This window comes from Roseomonas sp. OT10 (genome assembly GCF_020991085.1).
Lineage (GTDB): Bacteria > Pseudomonadota > Alphaproteobacteria > Acetobacterales > Acetobacteraceae > Roseomonas > Roseomonas cutis.
Map to the genome: position 1 here is coordinate 2022558 of NZ_CP087719.1, position 15776 is coordinate 2038333.

Genomic DNA, 15776 nt, shown 5'->3' on the forward strand with positions numbered 1-15776 from the left:
GGTCAGGCCGCGAGGCGGCGCAGCGCCTCGCCTTCCAGATGGAGGCTCAGGCCGCCGGTGCGCCGCTGCGCGCCCAGCGCATCGTAGAACGCGAGGGCCGTGACGTTGTCGTCCTTCACGCCCCATTCCAGGGCCGCGCAGCCCCGGTCCAGGCAACGCCGCGCCAGCTCGGCGAAGATCGCCCGGCCGGTCCCGGCGCCACGGGTCTCCGGCACCACGAAGACGTTGCTGACATGCATGACGGAGCGGCCCTGGTACACGCGGAAGGGGTAGCTCCAGGCGGCATAGCCGACCGCAGCCCCGTCCCGCTCCGCCACCAGCGCCCAGGCGATGGGCGCCGCGCCGAAGAAGGCCTCGCGCAGCATCGCCTCCGTCGCGACCACCGTCCCCTCCGGCCGGCCCTCATGCTCGGCCAGGGCGCGTGCGAAGCCCAGCATGGCGGGGACGTCGCCGGGGGCGGCGTCCCGCAATACGGTCACAGCATCAGGCTCAGCGGGTCCTCGACGGCGGCCTTGAAGGCGCCCAGCCACTCGGCGGCCAGGGCCCCGTCGATGACGCGGTGATCGACCGAGAGGGTGCAGGTCATCACCGTCGCGATGGCGAGCTGCCCGTCCTGCACCACCGGCCGCTGCTCGCCCGCCGAGACCGCCAGGATGCCGGCCTGGGGCGGGTTGATGATCGCGGCGAAGTCCTTCACCCCGTACATCCCCATGTTGGAGATGGAGAAGCCGCCGCCCTGGAACTCCTCGGGCTTCAGCTTGCCCGACTTGGCACGGGCGGCGAGGTCCTTCATCTCGTTCGAGATGGTGGCGAGGCCCTTCTGGTCCGCCTTGCGGATGATCGGCGTGATCAGCCCCTCGGGGATCGAGACGGCCACCGAGACGTCCACGTCGTCGAACTGCAGGATCGCGTCCTCGGTCCAGGCGGCGTTGACGCTGGGGTATTTCCGCAGCGTCGCGGCGGCCGCCTTGATCACCAGGTCGTTGACCGAGAGCTTGTAGGCGCCCGCCCCGTCCTTGGGCGACCGCGCGTTCAGGTCGGCCCGCAGCTTCAGCAGCGCATCGAGCCGGATGTCCATCGAGACGTAGAAATGCGGGATGGTCTGCTTGGATTCCGACAGCCGCCGCGCGATCACCTTGCGCATCGTGCTGTTCGGCACCGCCTTGTGCGGGGCGGTGATGGCAGGCGGCGCCTTCGGCGCCGGGGCAGCGGCGGGCGCCGGCTTCGGCGCCTCGGCGGCCGGCTGTGCCTCCGGCGCCGCGGCGGGCCGGGCCTTGCCGCCGGCCAGCGCCGCCTCGATGTCCGACTTCACGATCCGCCCGTTGGGGCCGGAGCCGCTGATCCCGCCCAGGTCGAGACCGGCCTGCTGCGCCATCCGGCGCGCCAGCGGCGAGGCGAAGACCCGGTCGCCGTGGCCCTCGGCCGCGACGGTCGGGGCCTTGCCCTCCGAGGCGGGCTTCGGCGCCGCGGCCGGCTGCTCCGCCGCGCCGGCGACCTTGCCGCCCGACGCCTCCACCCCCGCCAGGGCGGCGCTGCCGGAGGCCGAGGGGGCCGGGCCACCCTCCCCCCCGTGCTGCGCCGGGGCCTTGGCGGCGGAAGGCGCGGCGCCGTCCGGCACCGCCTCGCCCTTCTCCACCAGCACGGCGATGGGGTCGTTGACCTTCACCCCCGCGCTGCCGTCGGGGACGAGGATCTTGCCGAGGATGCCCTCGTCGACGGCCTCGACCTCCATGGTCGCCTTGTCCGTCTCGATCTCGGCCAGCACGTCGCCGGACTTGACGGTGTCGCCTTCCTTCTTCAGCCAGCGGGCCAGCGTGCCCTCGGTCATCGTGGGCGAGAGCGCGGGCATCAGGATGTTCGTGGCCATCGGAACGCGCCCCTACTTGTAGGAGACGGACTTCGCCGCCTCCACCACCTGCGCCACGGTGGGCAGGGCCAGCTTCTCCAGGTTCGCCGCATAGGGCATCGGCACGTCCGCGCCGCAGACCCGCACCGGCGGCGCGTCGAGGTGGTCGAAGGCGTTCTCGATCACCCGCATCGCCACCTCCGTGCCGATATTGGCATAGGGCCAGCCCTCCTCGACCGTGACGAGGCGGTTCGTCTTCCTGACCGAGTTCACGACGGTCTCGGTGTCCAGCGGGCGCAGCGAGCGCAGGTTCACCACCTCCGCCTCGATGCCCTCCTGGGCCAGCGCCTCGGCGGCCTCCATGGCCAGCCCGACCATGATGGAATAGGCGACGATGGTGACGCCCGTGCCCTCGCGCTCCACCTTCGCCTTGCCGATGGGAAGGACGAAATCCTCCGCCGTCGGGCATTCGAAGGTCTGGCCGTAGAGGATCTCGTTCTCCAGCACGATCACCGGGTTCGGGTCGCGGATGGCCGCGCGCAGCAGCCCCTTCGCATCCGCCGCCGACCAGGGCGCCAGCACCTTCAGCCCGGGGACATGCGCATACCAGGAGGCGTAGCACTGCGAGTGCTGCGCCGCGACCCGCGCCGCCGCCCCGTTCGGACCGCGGAAGACGATGGGACAGCCGAGCTGACCGCCCGACATGTACAGCGTCTTGGCGGCCGAATTGATGATCTGGTCGATCGCCTGCATCGAGAAGTTGAAGGTCATGAACTCGACGATCGGCTTCAGCCCGGTCAGCGCCGCGCCCACCGCCATGCCGGTGAAGCCGTGCTCGGTGATCGGCGTGTCGATGACGCGCTTCGGGCCGAACTCGTCCAGCAGCCCCTGGCTGATCTTGTAGGCGCCCTGGTACTGCGCGACCTCCTCGCCCATCAGGAAGACGTCCGGATCGGCGCGCATCTCCGCCGCCATGGCCTCGCGCAGCGCCTCGCGCACGGTGATCGCCTTGGTCGGGCCCCAGTCCTTCTCGGGCTCGGCGGCCGGCGCCTTCGGCTGGGCGCCGACGCCCTCGCGCTCCGCCGCACCCTTGGCCGCGACCTTGGCGTGGTCCTCCGCCTCGCGCGAGGCCTGAGCCGCCGGGCTGGCCGTCTGGCTCGCCGGCGTCACCGGCTGCTCCGCCGCGCCGGGCTTCGCGCCCTGTTCCTTAGGGGGCGTCGCGGCATCGCCGGCCGGGGCGGCCTGGGACCCGTCGCCGCCATCCAGCTCGGCGATGGGGGCGTTGACCGAGACCCCCTCGGTGCCCTCGGGCACCAGGATCTTCGTCAGCTTGCCCTCGTCGACGGCCTCGACCTCCATGGTCGCCTTGTCCGTCTCGATCTCGGCCAGCACGTCGCCGGACTTGACGGTGTCGCCCTCCTTCTTCAGCCAGCGGCTGAGCTTGCCCTCCGTCATGGTGGGGGAGAGCGCCGGCATCAGGACGGTCGCACCCATCTTACTTCGCCTCCGCCAGCACGTCGGTCCATAGCTCCTTCGGATCGGGCTCGGGCGAGGATTGCGAGAACTCCGCCGCGTCCTGCACGATCGCCTTCACCTCGTCGTCGATGCTCTTGAGGTCCGCCTCGGTGGCTCCGCCCTCCAGCAGCATCTTGCGCGCCGTCTCGATGCAGTCCGCCGTCTCGCGCATCTTCTGCACCTCTTCGCGGGTGCGGTACTTGGCCGGGTCGGACATGGAGTGGCCGCGGTAGCGGTAGGTCCGCATCTCCAGCAGGTAGGGCCCCTTCCCCTCCCGCGCATGCGCCACGGCGCGCTCGCCCGCCTCGCGCACGGCGGTCACGTCCTGGCCGTTCACCTGCTCGCCCGGGATGCCCCAAGGGGCGCCGTTCTTCGACAGATCCTTGGAGGCGGAGGCGCGGTCCACGCTGGTGCCCATGCCGTACTTGTTGTTCTCGATCACGAAGACCACGGGCAGCTTCAGCAGGGCGGCGAGGTTGAAGCTCTCGTAGACCTGGCCCTGGTTCGAGGCGCCCTCGCCGAAATAGGCCACGGCCACCCGCCCGTCCTCGCGGTACCAGTTGGCGAAGGCGAGGCCGTTGCCGAGCGAGACCTGGGCGCCGACGATGCCGTGCCCGCCGTAGAAGCCCTTCTCGCGGCTGAACATGTGCATCGAGCCGCCCTTGCCCTTGGAGTAGCCCCCCTCGCGCCCGGTCAGCTCGGCCATCACGCCGCGCGCCTCCATCCCCGTGGCCAGCATGTGGCCGTGGTCGCGGTAGGAGGTGATGACCTGGTCGCCCTCCTGCAGGCACATCTGCAGCCCGACGACGACGGCCTCCTGGCCGATATAGAGGTGGCAGAAGCCGCCGATCAGCCCCATGCCGTAGAGCTGGCCCGCCTTCTCCTCGAAGCGGCGGATCAGCAGCATGTCGCGGTAGGCTCGCAGCAGGGCCTCGCGGGAAAGGCTAGGCTCCTTCGCCTTGCCCCGACGCTTCGGTGCCGTCTCGACGCCCTGGATCATGGGGGTCTCCCGCTGCTGCATGGCCGCACCGCCTCGGAAGGCAGTGCGTCGGAGATACGCCCGGGTTTCGGCCCGCGCAAGGATGGCAGGCACCCCAAATCGGTCCTAAGCTATTGATGTTGCAGCGCATCATGGCGATTAACCGAATTTCGGTTGATTGGTCTGACAGATGATGGAGGACCGTCAGGGCCCCTGCGATCGCCGGCCGACAGGGCGCCCCGTGACGCAGGGCGGGAGGCGCGGACACGAAAAAGGCCGGCGGCACCCGAGGGTGCGGCCGGCCCGGTCGGGCGCGGACCCAGGTCGTCGGCGCGCTAGAACAGCCGCTCGGACGGCGCGTAGGGAATGATCACCTCATCCTTCGCGACGACGTTCAGCAGGGCGCGGGCGCGCTCTTCCAGCATGTCGCGGTCCAGATGGTCGGCCCGCAGCCCGGCGACCTTGCGCTCCATCGCATCGCGCTCCGCCTCCGCGGCGACCAGGTCGGCCCGCGCCATGGCGATCTCGGCGAGCTTCGCCTCGCGGGCATAGATGCCCCGCGAGCCGATCAGCGCATGATAGGCGAAGTACCCGCACAGGCCGATGAAAACGGCCGGAAGGACAGCACCCTGCAGGTGCCGCTTCAACTCTCGCAGCATCGCTGTCCGCCCCCCCGAGCGAATGCACGACCGGGAGAATCAGCCCCCGGTCGGCGTAGCCTCCGATGTCCGGCCGGCGAAGGCAAGGGAGCCGCAGGGCGGCTCGGGCCTTGGCGCAACGCTGTTGCGCCAAAGCCGCGCCCGGTCGCCCGGATCAGCCCTTCGGCAGCACGGTGCGCCCGGCGTAGCGGGCGGCCGGGCCGAGCAGTTGCTCGATGCGGATCAGCTGGTTGTACTTGGCCAGCCGGTCCGAGCGCGACAGCGAGCCCGTCTTGATCTGCCCGCAATTGGTCGCGACCGCGAGGTCGGCGATGGTCGCGTCCTCCGTCTCGCCGGACCGGTGCGACATCACCGCCTTGTAGCCGGCGCGGTGCGCGATCTCGACCGCGTCCAGGGTCTCGGTCAGCGTGCCGATCTGGTTGACCTTGACCAGGATGGCGTTGCCCACGCCCTTCTCGATGCCCTCGCGCAGCCGCTCCGGGTTGGTCACGAAGAGGTCGTCGCCCACCAGGTTGCACTGCGCGCCCAGCCGGTCGGTCAGCAGCTTCCAACCCGCCCAGTCGTCCTCGGCGCAGCCATCCTCGATCGAGACGATGGGGAACTTGCCGCAGAGCCCGGCGAGGTAGTCCACCATGCCCCCGGCATCGAGCTTCTTGCCCTCGCCCTCCATGTCGTAGACGCCATCCTTGAAGAACTCGGTGGAGGCGCAGTCGAGCGCGAAGACGATGTCCTCGCCCACCCGGTGGCCGGCCGCCTCGCAGGCCTGGCTGATGAAGCCCAGCGCGTCCTCGGCGGACTTCAGGTCGGGGGCGAAGCCACCCTCGTCGCCGACATTGGTGTTGTGGCCGGCCTCGTGCAGCTTCTTCTTCAGCGCCGCGAAGACCTCCGCCCCGATCCGCACCGCATCCGCCATGGTGCCGGCGGCCACCGGCATGATCATGAACTCCTGGATGTCGATCGGATTGTCCGCGTGCTTGCCGCCGTTGATGATGTTCATCATCGGCACCGGCAGGGTACGGGCGAAGACGCCGCCGACATAGCGGTAGAGCGGCAGGCCGACATCCTCGGCCGCCGCCTTGGCCGTGGCCAGCGACACCGCCAGCATGGCGTTCGCCCCCAGCCGCGCCTTGTTCGGCGTGCCGTCGAGGGCGATCATCGTCTCGTCGATCCTGACCTGCTCGGACGCCTCCAGGCCGGAGAGGGCGTCGAAGATCTCGCCCTCGACATTGGCGACGGCCTTGGCCACGCCCTTGCCGCCGTAGCGGGACTTGTCGCCGTCGCGCAGCTCCACCGCCTCATGGGCGCCGGTCGAGGCGCCGGAGGGCACGGCGGCCCGGCCGGTGGCGCCGCTGTCCAGGACCACGTCCACTTCCACCGTGGGGTTACCGCGCGAGTCCAGGACCTCGCGGGCGATGATGTCGGCGATGGCGGCCACGGGATGCACTCCGTCGTGTGGGTCGTCAGGGCGATACGGGAGGGGCCCGCCTTGGGCAAGGGCCGCTACCGGTATCATCAGTCCACGCGGATTCCCGCCTCGCGGATCAGGTCGCCGGTGAACTGCCGCTGCCGGGCCAGGAATGCCGCGAAGGTGGCCGGGTCGCTGCCCACCGCCTGGGCCCCCATCGCCTCCAGCCGCGCGGCGACATTGGCATCCGCCAGGGCGTGCCGCAGCGCCGCGTGGTGCGCCCGGACGGCTTCCGGCGGGGTGCCGGCGGGGGCGTAGAAGCCGTTCCACTCGGCGAAGTCGAAGCCGGGGAAGCCCTGCTCCGCGATGGTGGGAAGGTCCGGCAGCGCCGCCATCCGCTGCCCGGTGGAGACGCCCAGCGCCTTGACCTGCCCGTCCCGCACCAGCTGCGTGGCGGAGGAGACGGTCGCGAACATGAAGGTCAGCCGCCCGCCCACCACGTCCTGAAGGGCGACCCCGCCGCCGCGATAGGGAACGTGCTGCATCTCCACCTTCGCCTGCCGCTCCAGCAGCACGCCCGCGAGGTGGTTGGAGGTGGCGTTGCCGGCCGAGCCGTAGCTGACCTGTCCCGGCTTCCGCCGGGCTTCCTCGATCAGCGCCGCCAGGCTGGCGTAGGGCGCCGATTTCGGCACGATCACCATCAGCGGCAGCACCGTCACCTGGCTGATCGGGGTGAAGGCGGTCGCGTAGTCGAAGGGCAGGCGCGGCATCAGGAAAGGCGCGGCGACATGCCCCATGGCGTCCATCATCACGGTCAGCCCGTCGGGGGCGGAGCGCGCCACCTCCGCGGCGCCGATGGTGCCGCCCGCGCCGCCACGGTTCTCCACCACCACGCTCTGGCCCAGCGCCTCGCCCATCGGGCCGGCGACCAGGCGGCCCGTGGTGTCCGCCCCGCCACCGGGCGCATAGGGGACGATCATGCGGATCGACCGCGCGGGCGCCCAGCCGGGCTGCGCCGTCGCCCGGGCGGCGGGAAGCAGGGCAGCCAGGGCAAGGGCGGCACGTCGGCTGAGGGTCATGGCGTTTCCTTCCGGCTCGGATCTGTCCCCGGTCCCATAGGCCAAGCCGGGGGGAAGGTCACCGCGGCCGGGCCTGGACTCCCGCGCCGTGCCGTGGTGGGCCGGTGGCCCCAGCCCGATGGAGATCCGCGTGGCGCCCCTGATCGACAGCCACTTCCACGTCTTCGACCCCGCCTTCCCCTCCCCCGGCAACCAGGGCTTCCAGCCCGAGCCCTTCCTGGCCGCGGACTACCTGGCACGCGCCGCGGCACTCGGGATCACCGGCGGCGTCGTGGTGGCCGCCTCCACCCACGGGCTGGACCCCGCGCCGGTGCTGGCGCCGCTGGCCGAGTTGGGGCCGCGCTACGTCGCCGTGCTGAATGCCGACCCGTCCTGGGACGACGCGACGCTGCGCCGCCTCGCCGCCTCGGGCGCGCGGGGCCTGCGCTTCAACCTGTACCGGGGCATGGCCGGACCGGTGGAGGAGCTGGTCGCCCTGGCCCGCCGCGCCCGCGCGGCGGCCGGGCTGCACGCGCAGGTCTATGCCGATTTCGCCACGCTGGCACCGCACGCGGCGGCGCTGGCATCGCTGGGCGATGGCCTGGTGATCGACCACCTGGGCATGGCCGAGGCCGGGCTGCCCCTGGTCCTCGATCTCGCCGGCGCCGGCGCGATGGTGAAGGCAACGGGATTCGGCCGCGTCGCCCTCGACGTGCGGCGCGCGCTGGAACGGATCGAGGCCAGGCGGCCGGGGGCGCTGATGTTCGCCACCGACCTGCCCTCGGTCCGGGCGGCCCGGCCCTTCGGCCCGGAGGACATCGCGCTCATCCGCGAGGTGCTGGGTGCCGAGCGGGCGCAGGCCGCGCTGCACGACACCGCGGCCGCCTACTACCGGATCGGCTGATCCCGCCCCGGCCGGGGCGGGCCGGCCGGTCAGCCCCCGGCCTTCGCCAGCGCGTCGAAGGCCTTCAGCCGGGCGATCAGCGCCGGCATCTCGCGGATCGGGATCATGTTCGGCCCGTCGCTGGGCGCGCGGTCCGGATCGGCGTGGCATTCGATGAACACCGCCGCCACGCCCACTGCCACGGCCGCGCGGGCCAGGACCGGGGCGAATTCGCGCTGCCCGCCCGAGGAGGTCCCCTGCCCGCCCGGCTGCTGCACCGAATGGGTCGCGTCGAACACCACCGGATAGCCCGTCCGCGCCATGATCGGCAGCGAGCGCATGTCGGAGACCAGCGTGTTGTAGCCGAAGGAGGCCCCGCGCTCGCAGAGCAGCACCTTCCCGTTCCCCGTGCTGGCGATCTTGGCCGCGACGTTCTGCATGTCCCAGGGCGCGAGGAACTGGCCCTTCTTCACGTTCACCGCCTTGCCCGTCTCGCCCGCGGCCAGCAGCAGGTCCGTCTGGCGGCAGAGGAAGGCGGGGATCTGCAGGCAGTCCACCGCCTCGGCCACCGGGGCGCACTGCTCCGCCGCGTGCACGTCCGTCAGCACGGGCAGGCCGGTGACCTCGCGCACCTCGGCCAGGATCGACAGCCCCTCCGCCAGGCCGATGCCGCGCGCGGCGGACAGGCTGGTGCGGTTGGCCTTGTCGAAGGACGATTTGTAGATCAGCCCGACCCCCGCGGCCTCGGCCATCTCCGCCAGGGCCTGCGCCGTCTCCAGCGCATGGGTCCGGCTCTCGATCTGGCAGGGACCGCAGAGGAAGGCGAGCGGCAGGCCATTGCCCACCGCCACGCCGCCGATGTCGACCGTCTTCATCAGACCAGCCTCGCCTGCCGCACCGCAGCCCCCACGAAGCCGGCGAAGAGCGGGTGCGGGTCGAAGGGCTTGCTCTTCAGCTCCGGGTGGAACTGCACGCCGATGAACCAGGGATGGTCTGGCCGCTCCACGATCTCCGGCAGCACCCCGTCGGGCGACATGCCGGAGAAGCGGAGGCCGGCCGCCTCCAGCCTGTCGCGGTAGTCCACGTTGACCTCGTAGCGGTGCCGGTGGCGCTCGCTGATCTCGCGCGCGCCGCCATAGACGGAGCGGACCAGCGAATCCTCGGCCAGCATCGCGGGATAGCTGCCCAGGCGCATGGTGCCGCCGAGGGCACCGCCCTCGGCCCGCCGCTCTGTCTCGTTGCCGCGCCGCCACTCCGTCAGCAGCCCGACCACCGGCTCCTCGCAGGCGCCGAACTCGGTGGAGGAGGCGTGCGGCAGGCCGGCCTGGTTCCGCGCCGCCTCCACCACCGCCATCTGCATGCCGAAGCAGATGCCCAGGAAGGGCACGTTGCGCTCGCGGGCGAACTGCACGGCGCGGATCTTGCCCTCCGCGCCACGCTCGCCGAAGCCGCCGGGGACGAGGATGCCGTGCACCCCCTCCAGCCGGCTGATCGCCTCCGCGTCGTCCTCGAAGACCCGGCTGTCCACCCAGTCGAGCTTCACCTTCACGTTGTGCGCGATCCCGCCATGGGTCAGCGCCTCGTTCAGCGACTTATAGGCGTCGAGCAGGTTGGTGTACTTGCCGACGATGGCGACGGTCACCTCGCCCTCCGGCTGCTCGATCCGGTTGACGATGCGGTGCCAGCGCGACAGGTCGGGCTCGCCATAGGCGGACATGTCGAAGTGCCGCAGCACCTCCCGGTCCAGCCCCTCCTCGTGGTACTTCAGCACCACGTCGTAGATGTTCTTCGCGTCCAGCGCAGGGATCACGCTCTCGGGGCGGACGTTGCAGAACAGCGCGATCTTGCGCCGCTCGTTGTCCGGGATCGGCCGCTCGCTGCGGCAGAGCAGGATCTGCGGCTGGATGCCCAGGCCCAGCAGCTCCTTCACGGAATGCTGCGTCGGCTTCGTCTTCAGCTCGCCCGCCGAGGCGATCCAGGGCACCAGCGTCAGGTGCACGAACAGCGCCTGGCGCGGGCCCAGCTCGTTGCCGAGCTGGCGCATGGCCTCCAGGAAGGGCAGGCCCTCGATGTCGCCCACCGTGCCGCCGACCTCGACCAGCACGAAGTCGTAGCCCTCGGTGCCGGTGACGATGCCTTCCTTGATGGCGTCCGTGATGTGCGGGATCACCTGCACCGTGCCGCCGAGGTAGTCGCCGCGGCGCTCCTTGGCGATCACGTCGGAGTAGATGCGCCCGGTGGTCCAGGCATCGGCCTGGTTGGCGTGCACCCCGGTGAAGCGCTCGTAGTGGCCGAGGTCGAGGTCGGTCTCCGCCCCGTCATCGGTCACGAAGACCTCGCCGTGCTGATAGGGGCTCATCGTCCCCGGATCGACGTTGAGGTAGGGGTCCAGCTTGCGCAGGCGGACCTTGTAGCCGCGTGCCTGCAACAGCGCCGCGAGGGAGGCGGCGGCGATGCCCTTGCCAAGCGAGGAGACCACGCCGCCGGTGATGAATACGAACCGCGTCATGGGAGTCCTTCCTAACCCGGCCCAGGCCCCCGACGCCAGCCGCATGGCACGCGCAGGGCCCATGCGCGGATCACGTCCACGCCGGGCTTGCGGCGGTCGCGCGCCGGAACCACGGGGATTCGGGGGGCTCCGCCCGACCTGCCCGCGACCCTACGGCCTTGCCACCGGGCCGGCAGGCCTCCCGTGCCCGGGATGGAGACAGGCCATGGCAACGCCCGGCCGCCCGAAGCGCGTCCGATCTATGATGGCATTCCTATCGACACGTCGGGCCGCGCGGGGGGCAGGCCCTGGCGGGCCGGGCCGTCGCCCGGCCTGCCGGATCAGTTGGTCGGGACCGCCGGCGTGGCCGGGGCCACCGGCTGCACCGGGGCGGGCGCCGCGGCCGGGGGCGGCACGTCCAGGATCGAGCCGGTTCCGGAGCTGCCGCGGCCCAGCAGCGCCAGCACCAGGGCCAGCGCCATGAAGATCGTGGCCAGGACCGCCGTGCTGCGGGTCAGCAGGTTGGCCGTGCCCCGCCCGGTCATGAAGGCGCCCATGCCCTGGGAGGAGCCGATGCCCAGCCCCCCGCCCTCGCTGCGCTGGAGCAGCACCACGCCGATCAGGGCGAGGGCGACGAAGAAGTGCAGGACGAGCAGGACGGTGGTCATGGCGGGCGGGTTCTAGCGGCCTTCGCGCCGCAAGGCTACCGGCCGCGCGCTACTCCGCCGGCACCGCTCCCATGCCTCCCCGGGGCAGCGGCGGCGCCGGGGCCGCCCGCGTCTCCGGCATCAGCAGCAGGTAGCCGACGAAGCCCGCCGCGGCGATCGCCCCCAGCGCCAGGAAGGCGGCGGAGAAGCCATGGGCGACGATGATGCCGCCGGCGAGGCTGGCGCTCAGCGCCGCGCCCAGCCCCTGGGCGGTGGCGATCGCGCCCTGGCTGACGTTGAAGCGCCCCGTCCCCCGGGTCAGGTCGGCCACCACCACGGGAAACAGGGCGCCGAAGATGCCCGCCCCCACCCCGTCCAGCAGTTGCACCCCCAGCAGCCACCACGGGTTGTCGGAGAGGGTGTAGAGCACCCCGCGCAGCGCCAGCACGGCGAAGGCGGCGAGGAAGAGCGGCTTGCGCCCCCAGGCATCGGCCTTCGCCCCCACCAGCATCGCCACGGGCACCATCACGCATTGCGCCGCCACGATGCAGGCGGCGATCAGCGAGGTGGCGTAGCCCTCCCCCACGATCCCCGTCAGGTGCTGGCCGAGCGAGGGCATCATGGCGGCGTTGGCCAGGTGGAAGGTCGCCATCAGCACGGCGAAGACCAGCAGCGGCCGGTTGGTGAGCAGGACGGCGAGGCCCGAGGGCTGCTCCCCCGCCTCGCCGGGCTCATGCCCGTCCAGCCCGCGGGCGACGTCGTCGTCGATGGCCCCGGCGGGGACCAGCAGCATGGCCCCGATGCTCAGCACCGCCAGCACCGCCATGATCCAGAACACCACCACCGGCCCGAACAGCATGGCCGTCCCGGCGGCCAGCGCGGCGGAGGCGGCGTTGCCCGCGTGGTTGAACGCCTCGTTGCGCCCGATCCGGCGGGAGAAGGCCTTGGGCCCGACCACGCCGAGAGTGATCGCGGCCAGCGCGGGCGGGAAGATCGCCCCGGCAATGGCCGCCACGGACTGGGTGGCCGCGACGGCGGCGAAGTCCGAGATGAAGGGCAGCGCCAGGCAGCTCAGCGTCACCGCGATGGCGGCGGCGATGACCACCGCGCGCTTGTGCCGGGTACGGTCGATCAGCGCCCCGGCCGGGGTCTGGGCGACCAGCCCGACGATCCCGGCGATGGTCATCACCAGCCCGATGGTCGCCGGATTCCACCCTTCCTCCGGCCCCCGCACCGCCAGCAGGTAGATGGCGAGGTAGGGCCCCAGCCCGTCGCGGACATCGGCGAGGAAGAAGTTCAGCCCGTCCAGCCCGCGATGGGCCCGCGCGGGGACGGGGGCATGCGGCGCGTCGGCGGCCGTGGCGGTGGGCATGCGGGGCGCGGGTCCGGCTGGGGGGCTGGCCCAGCAACGGGCGCCCCCGCCCCGGGTTGGGCGCGCCGCGAAACTTCCGCGCGGCGCGGCGCCGTCAGCCTGCCGCGACGGCCCTGGCGATGCCCAGGAAATCCTCCGCCTTCAGCGAGGCTCCGCCGACCAGCGCGCCGTCCACATTCGCCAGCGCCAGGATTCCGGCGGCGTTGGAGGGCTTCACCGAACCGCCGTAGAGCAGCCGGGTCGCCTGCCCGCCCGCGCCGAGGCGCCCCGCCAGCTCCGCCCGCATCCGGGCATGCATGGCGGCGATGTCCCCCTCGGTCGGGGTCTTGCCGGTGCCGATGGCCCAGACCGGCTCATAGGCCACGACGCCCTTCGCCGCGGCGAATCCCTCCGGCAGGCTGCCGGCGAGCTGGGCGGCCACCACCGCCTCGGCCTCCCCGGCCTCACGCTGCGCCTCGCTCTCGCCGACGCAGACGATGGGCACCAGCCCGGCGGCGATGGCGGCCTCCGCCTTGGCCTTCACCACCGCATCCGTCTCGCCATGGTCCGCCCGGCGCTCGGAATGGCCGAGGATGACGTAGCCGCAGCCGGCATCGGCCAGCATCGGCGCGGAGACGTCGCCGGTATGCGCCCCCTTCTCCTGCGGCGCGCAGTCCTGGGCGCCGAGCGAGACGGGCTTCCAGGCGATGGCGGCCGCCGCGACGTGCAGGTGCAGGAAGGGCGGGCAGACCAGCAGCTCCGCCCGCTCCGCCACCTCCGCCGCGCCGGCCCGGATTCCCTCGGCCAGGGCGGCGGCCTCGCGCAGCGTGCCGTTCATCTTCCAGTTGCCGGCGATGAGGGGGCGGACACCGGGGGTCATCGTGGCAGGCTCCTGCGGACCGAAACGTTGCGTGACGGCGGTATCCGCCCCCCCCGTTTTTGGCAACCGGCGTTTGGCAAGCGTGGCCCGCTCCGCTAAGCGTCCGCGCCTCCCTGCCGCCTGAACGGGACCGAGATGCTTTCCGCCTTCCGACGCCTTGCCGGCACCTGGTTCGCCAAGGTCCTGTTCCTGCTCCTCATCCTCTCCTTCGGCATCTGGGGGATCGAGGACATCGTCCGCAACTTCGGCCGCGAGACGGCGGTGGCCCGGGTGGATGGCGAGCCGATCGAGCTGACCGAGGCGCAGGATGCGGCACGGCGGGAGCTGCAGCGGCTGCAGCGCCAGCTCGGCCCGCGCTTCGAGGCGAACGAGACCATGCGCCTCGCGGTGGCGCGGCAGGCGGTGGAGGCGCTGGTGGCGCAGCGCAGCCTGCAGCAGGAGGCGCGGCGGATGCGCGTCGCCGCCTCCGCCGAGGCGGTGCGCGACTACGTCTTCGGCATCCCAGCCTTCCAGACGGCCGGCCAGTTCGACCGGCGGCTGTTCAACCAGTTCCTGGCGGGCAACGGCATCTCGGAGCAGGGCTTCCTCGCCCTGGTCGCCGCCGAGCTGCAGCGCCAGCAGCTGACCGGGGCGGTGCGCGCCGGGGCCGCGGGGCCCGAGGCGATGGTGAAGCCGCTGGTCGCCTTCGTGCGGGAGAAGCGGGTGGCCGACATCGTGCGCCTGCGCGCCGACGACGCGCCCGAGCCGGCCGCGCCGACCGAGGAGCAGCTTCGCCGCTACCAGGAGAACGAGGCGGCGCGCTTCTCCACCCCCGAGTACCGCACCGCCGTGGTCGCCCGCCTCGCCGCCGAGGTGGTGGCGCCCGAGGTGCAGGTGTCCGACGCCGACATCGCCCAGGCCTATGAAGCCAACCGTGGCCGCTACGAGCTGCCCGAGCGCCGGGCGCTGGAGCAGGCGGTGGTGCCGCAGGAGGAGGCGGCGAAGGCCCTGGCCGAGGCCTGGCGCGGCGGCGCCGATTTCGCGGCCATCCAGTCCCAGGCCACCGCGGCCGGGGGGCAGGCGGTGGATCTCGGCACGCCCAGCCGCGCCGACCTGTCGGTGCCGGAGCTGGCGGAGGCAGCGTTCTCCGCCCCCGCGGGCGGGGTGGCGGGGCCGGTGCAGTCCCCCTTCGGCTGGCACGTGCTGAAGGTGGAGCGGATCGAGCCGCCGCAGACCCGGACGCTGGACCAGGTGCGCGACGAGATCCGCCAGGAGCTGGCGCAGGTCGCCGCCGCCGACCTCGCCTTCGAGCGGGTGAACGCCGCCGAGGATGCGCTGGCCGGCGGGGCTCCCCTGGAGGAGGCGGCGCGGCAGTTCGGCCTCGCAGTGGGCACCGTCACCACCGATGCCCAGGGCCGTGGGCCGGACGGGAACCCGGCCGCCATGCCGGTGCCGGATTACGCCCGCACCGAGGCGGTGCAGGCGATCTTCGCCGCCCGCCAGGGCGAGACGCCGCGGATGACCGAGTCCCAGGCCGGCGCCGGCTTCGTCGGCGTGCAGCTGCAATCCGTCGCCGCCCCGGCGCTGCGCCCCTTCGCGGAGGTGGAGCCCGAGGTGCGGCTCGCCTGGATCCGCGACGCCAGGGCGAGGTCGCAGGAGGAGCGTGCCGCCGCGCTGCTCGCCGCCACGCGCGATGGCGCCTCGCTGGCCGAAGCCGCGGAGAAGGCCGGGCTGTCGGCCGACCGCACCGCGCCCTTCGGCCGCGATCCGCGCCAGGACCCGGCGGGCGCCGCCACCCTGCCGTCGGAGCTGATCCGGCCGCTCTTCGAGGCGAAGCCGCGCGAGGTGACCATGGCCCGCACGGCGGACGGATTCGCCGTGGGGCAGGTGGTGGAGGTGGTCCGCGACGCGGCCGCCGACCCCGAGGCGCTGCGCGCCGCCCGCACGCAGGTCGAGCTGGCGATGCAGGAGGAGCTGGAGGCGCAGTACGCCGCCGCCCTGCGGGACCGCGCCAGGGCCACGATCAACGAGGACGCGCTGCGCCAGATCGCCGGCGCGCCCTGAGCCGCCGCAGGGTGCCCGCCAC

General features: G+C 72.6%; 14 protein-coding genes. 2 read left to right on the forward strand and 12 right to left on the reverse strand.

Annotated features, from left to right (window positions below):
* Window positions 1-2: 2 nt before the first annotated feature.
* The 7 genes from LPC08_RS09385 to LPC08_RS09415 form a co-directional block, all read right to left on the reverse strand.
* A complete protein-coding gene (locus tag LPC08_RS09385; RefSeq protein ID WP_230452429.1) occupies window positions 3-479 on the reverse strand; it encodes a GNAT family N-acetyltransferase in 477 nt (158 codons plus the stop codon).
* The gene (locus tag LPC08_RS09390; protein WP_230452430.1) at window positions 476-1867 is read right to left on the reverse strand and encodes a pyruvate dehydrogenase complex dihydrolipoamide acetyltransferase; all 1392 of its coding nucleotides are present in this window, start codon (window positions 1865-1867) and stop codon (window positions 476-478) included. Before LPC08_RS09390 ends, LPC08_RS09385 begins: the two co-directional genes overlap by 4 nt.
* Before the next feature lie 12 nt (window positions 1868-1879).
* Window positions 1880-3340 (reverse strand): pyruvate dehydrogenase complex E1 component subunit beta, encoded by a 1461-nt coding sequence (locus tag LPC08_RS09395; RefSeq protein WP_230452431.1) that lies wholly within the window; start codon window positions 3338-3340, stop codon window positions 1880-1882.
* A gap of 1 nt (window position 3341) precedes the next feature.
* On the reverse strand, window positions 3342-4361 hold the full coding sequence (gene pdhA, locus LPC08_RS09400; RefSeq protein ID WP_230452432.1) for a pyruvate dehydrogenase (acetyl-transferring) E1 component subunit alpha: 1020 nt from the start codon (window positions 4359-4361) through the stop codon (window positions 3342-3344).
* Window positions 4362-4675: 314 nt separating this feature from the next.
* Complete coding sequence (locus tag LPC08_RS09405; RefSeq protein WP_230452433.1) at window positions 4676-4999, reverse strand: FtsB family cell division protein; 324 nt, start codon at window positions 4997-4999, stop codon at window positions 4676-4678.
* Between the two features lie 154 nt (window positions 5000-5153).
* Window positions 5154-6434, reverse strand: a complete 1281-nt coding sequence (gene eno, locus LPC08_RS09410) for a phosphopyruvate hydratase (RefSeq protein ID WP_230452434.1) — start codon at window positions 6432-6434, stop codon at window positions 5154-5156.
* A 77-nt stretch (window positions 6435-6511) separates the two neighbouring features.
* Window positions 6512-7483: a tripartite tricarboxylate transporter substrate binding protein gene (locus tag LPC08_RS09415; protein ID WP_230452435.1), complete on the reverse strand. Its 972-nt coding sequence runs from the start codon at window positions 7481-7483 to the stop codon at window positions 6512-6514.
* A gap of 130 nt (window positions 7484-7613) precedes the next feature.
* On the opposite strand from LPC08_RS09415, the gene LPC08_RS09420 reads away from it, so the two are divergent.
* Window positions 7614-8366: an amidohydrolase family protein gene (locus tag LPC08_RS09420; RefSeq protein ID WP_230452436.1), complete on the forward strand. Its 753-nt coding sequence runs from the start codon at window positions 7614-7616 to the stop codon at window positions 8364-8366.
* 29 nt (window positions 8367-8395) lie between these two features.
* On the opposite strand, the gene kdsA is transcribed toward LPC08_RS09420, so the two are convergent.
* The 5 genes from kdsA to tpiA form a co-directional block, all read right to left on the reverse strand.
* A complete protein-coding gene (gene kdsA, locus LPC08_RS09425) occupies window positions 8396-9220 on the reverse strand; it encodes a 3-deoxy-8-phosphooctulonate synthase (RefSeq protein WP_230452437.1) in 825 nt (274 codons plus the stop codon).
* Entirely contained in the window at window positions 9220-10854 is a 1635-nt protein-coding gene (pyrG, locus tag LPC08_RS09430) for a CTP synthase (RefSeq protein WP_230452438.1), read from the reverse strand. Before pyrG ends, kdsA begins: the two co-directional genes overlap by 1 nt.
* Before the next feature lie 320 nt (window positions 10855-11174).
* On the reverse strand, window positions 11175-11501 hold the full coding sequence (secG, locus tag LPC08_RS09435; RefSeq protein WP_230452439.1) for a preprotein translocase subunit SecG: 327 nt from the start codon (window positions 11499-11501) through the stop codon (window positions 11175-11177).
* Window positions 11502-11550: 49 nt separating this feature from the next.
* On the reverse strand, window positions 11551-12852 hold the full coding sequence (locus LPC08_RS09440) for an MFS transporter (protein WP_230452440.1): 1302 nt from the start codon (window positions 12850-12852) through the stop codon (window positions 11551-11553).
* Between the two features lie 94 nt (window positions 12853-12946).
* Window positions 12947-13711, reverse strand: a complete 765-nt coding sequence (gene tpiA, locus LPC08_RS09445) for a triose-phosphate isomerase (protein ID WP_230452441.1) — start codon at window positions 13709-13711, stop codon at window positions 12947-12949.
* A 135-nt stretch (window positions 13712-13846) separates the two neighbouring features.
* Here tpiA and LPC08_RS09450 point away from each other — a divergent pair, with 135 nt between their 5' ends.
* Window positions 13847-15754 (forward strand): peptidylprolyl isomerase, encoded by a 1908-nt coding sequence (locus LPC08_RS09450; protein WP_230452442.1) that lies wholly within the window; start codon window positions 13847-13849, stop codon window positions 15752-15754.
* The last annotated feature ends 22 nt before the right edge of the window (window positions 15755-15776 follow it).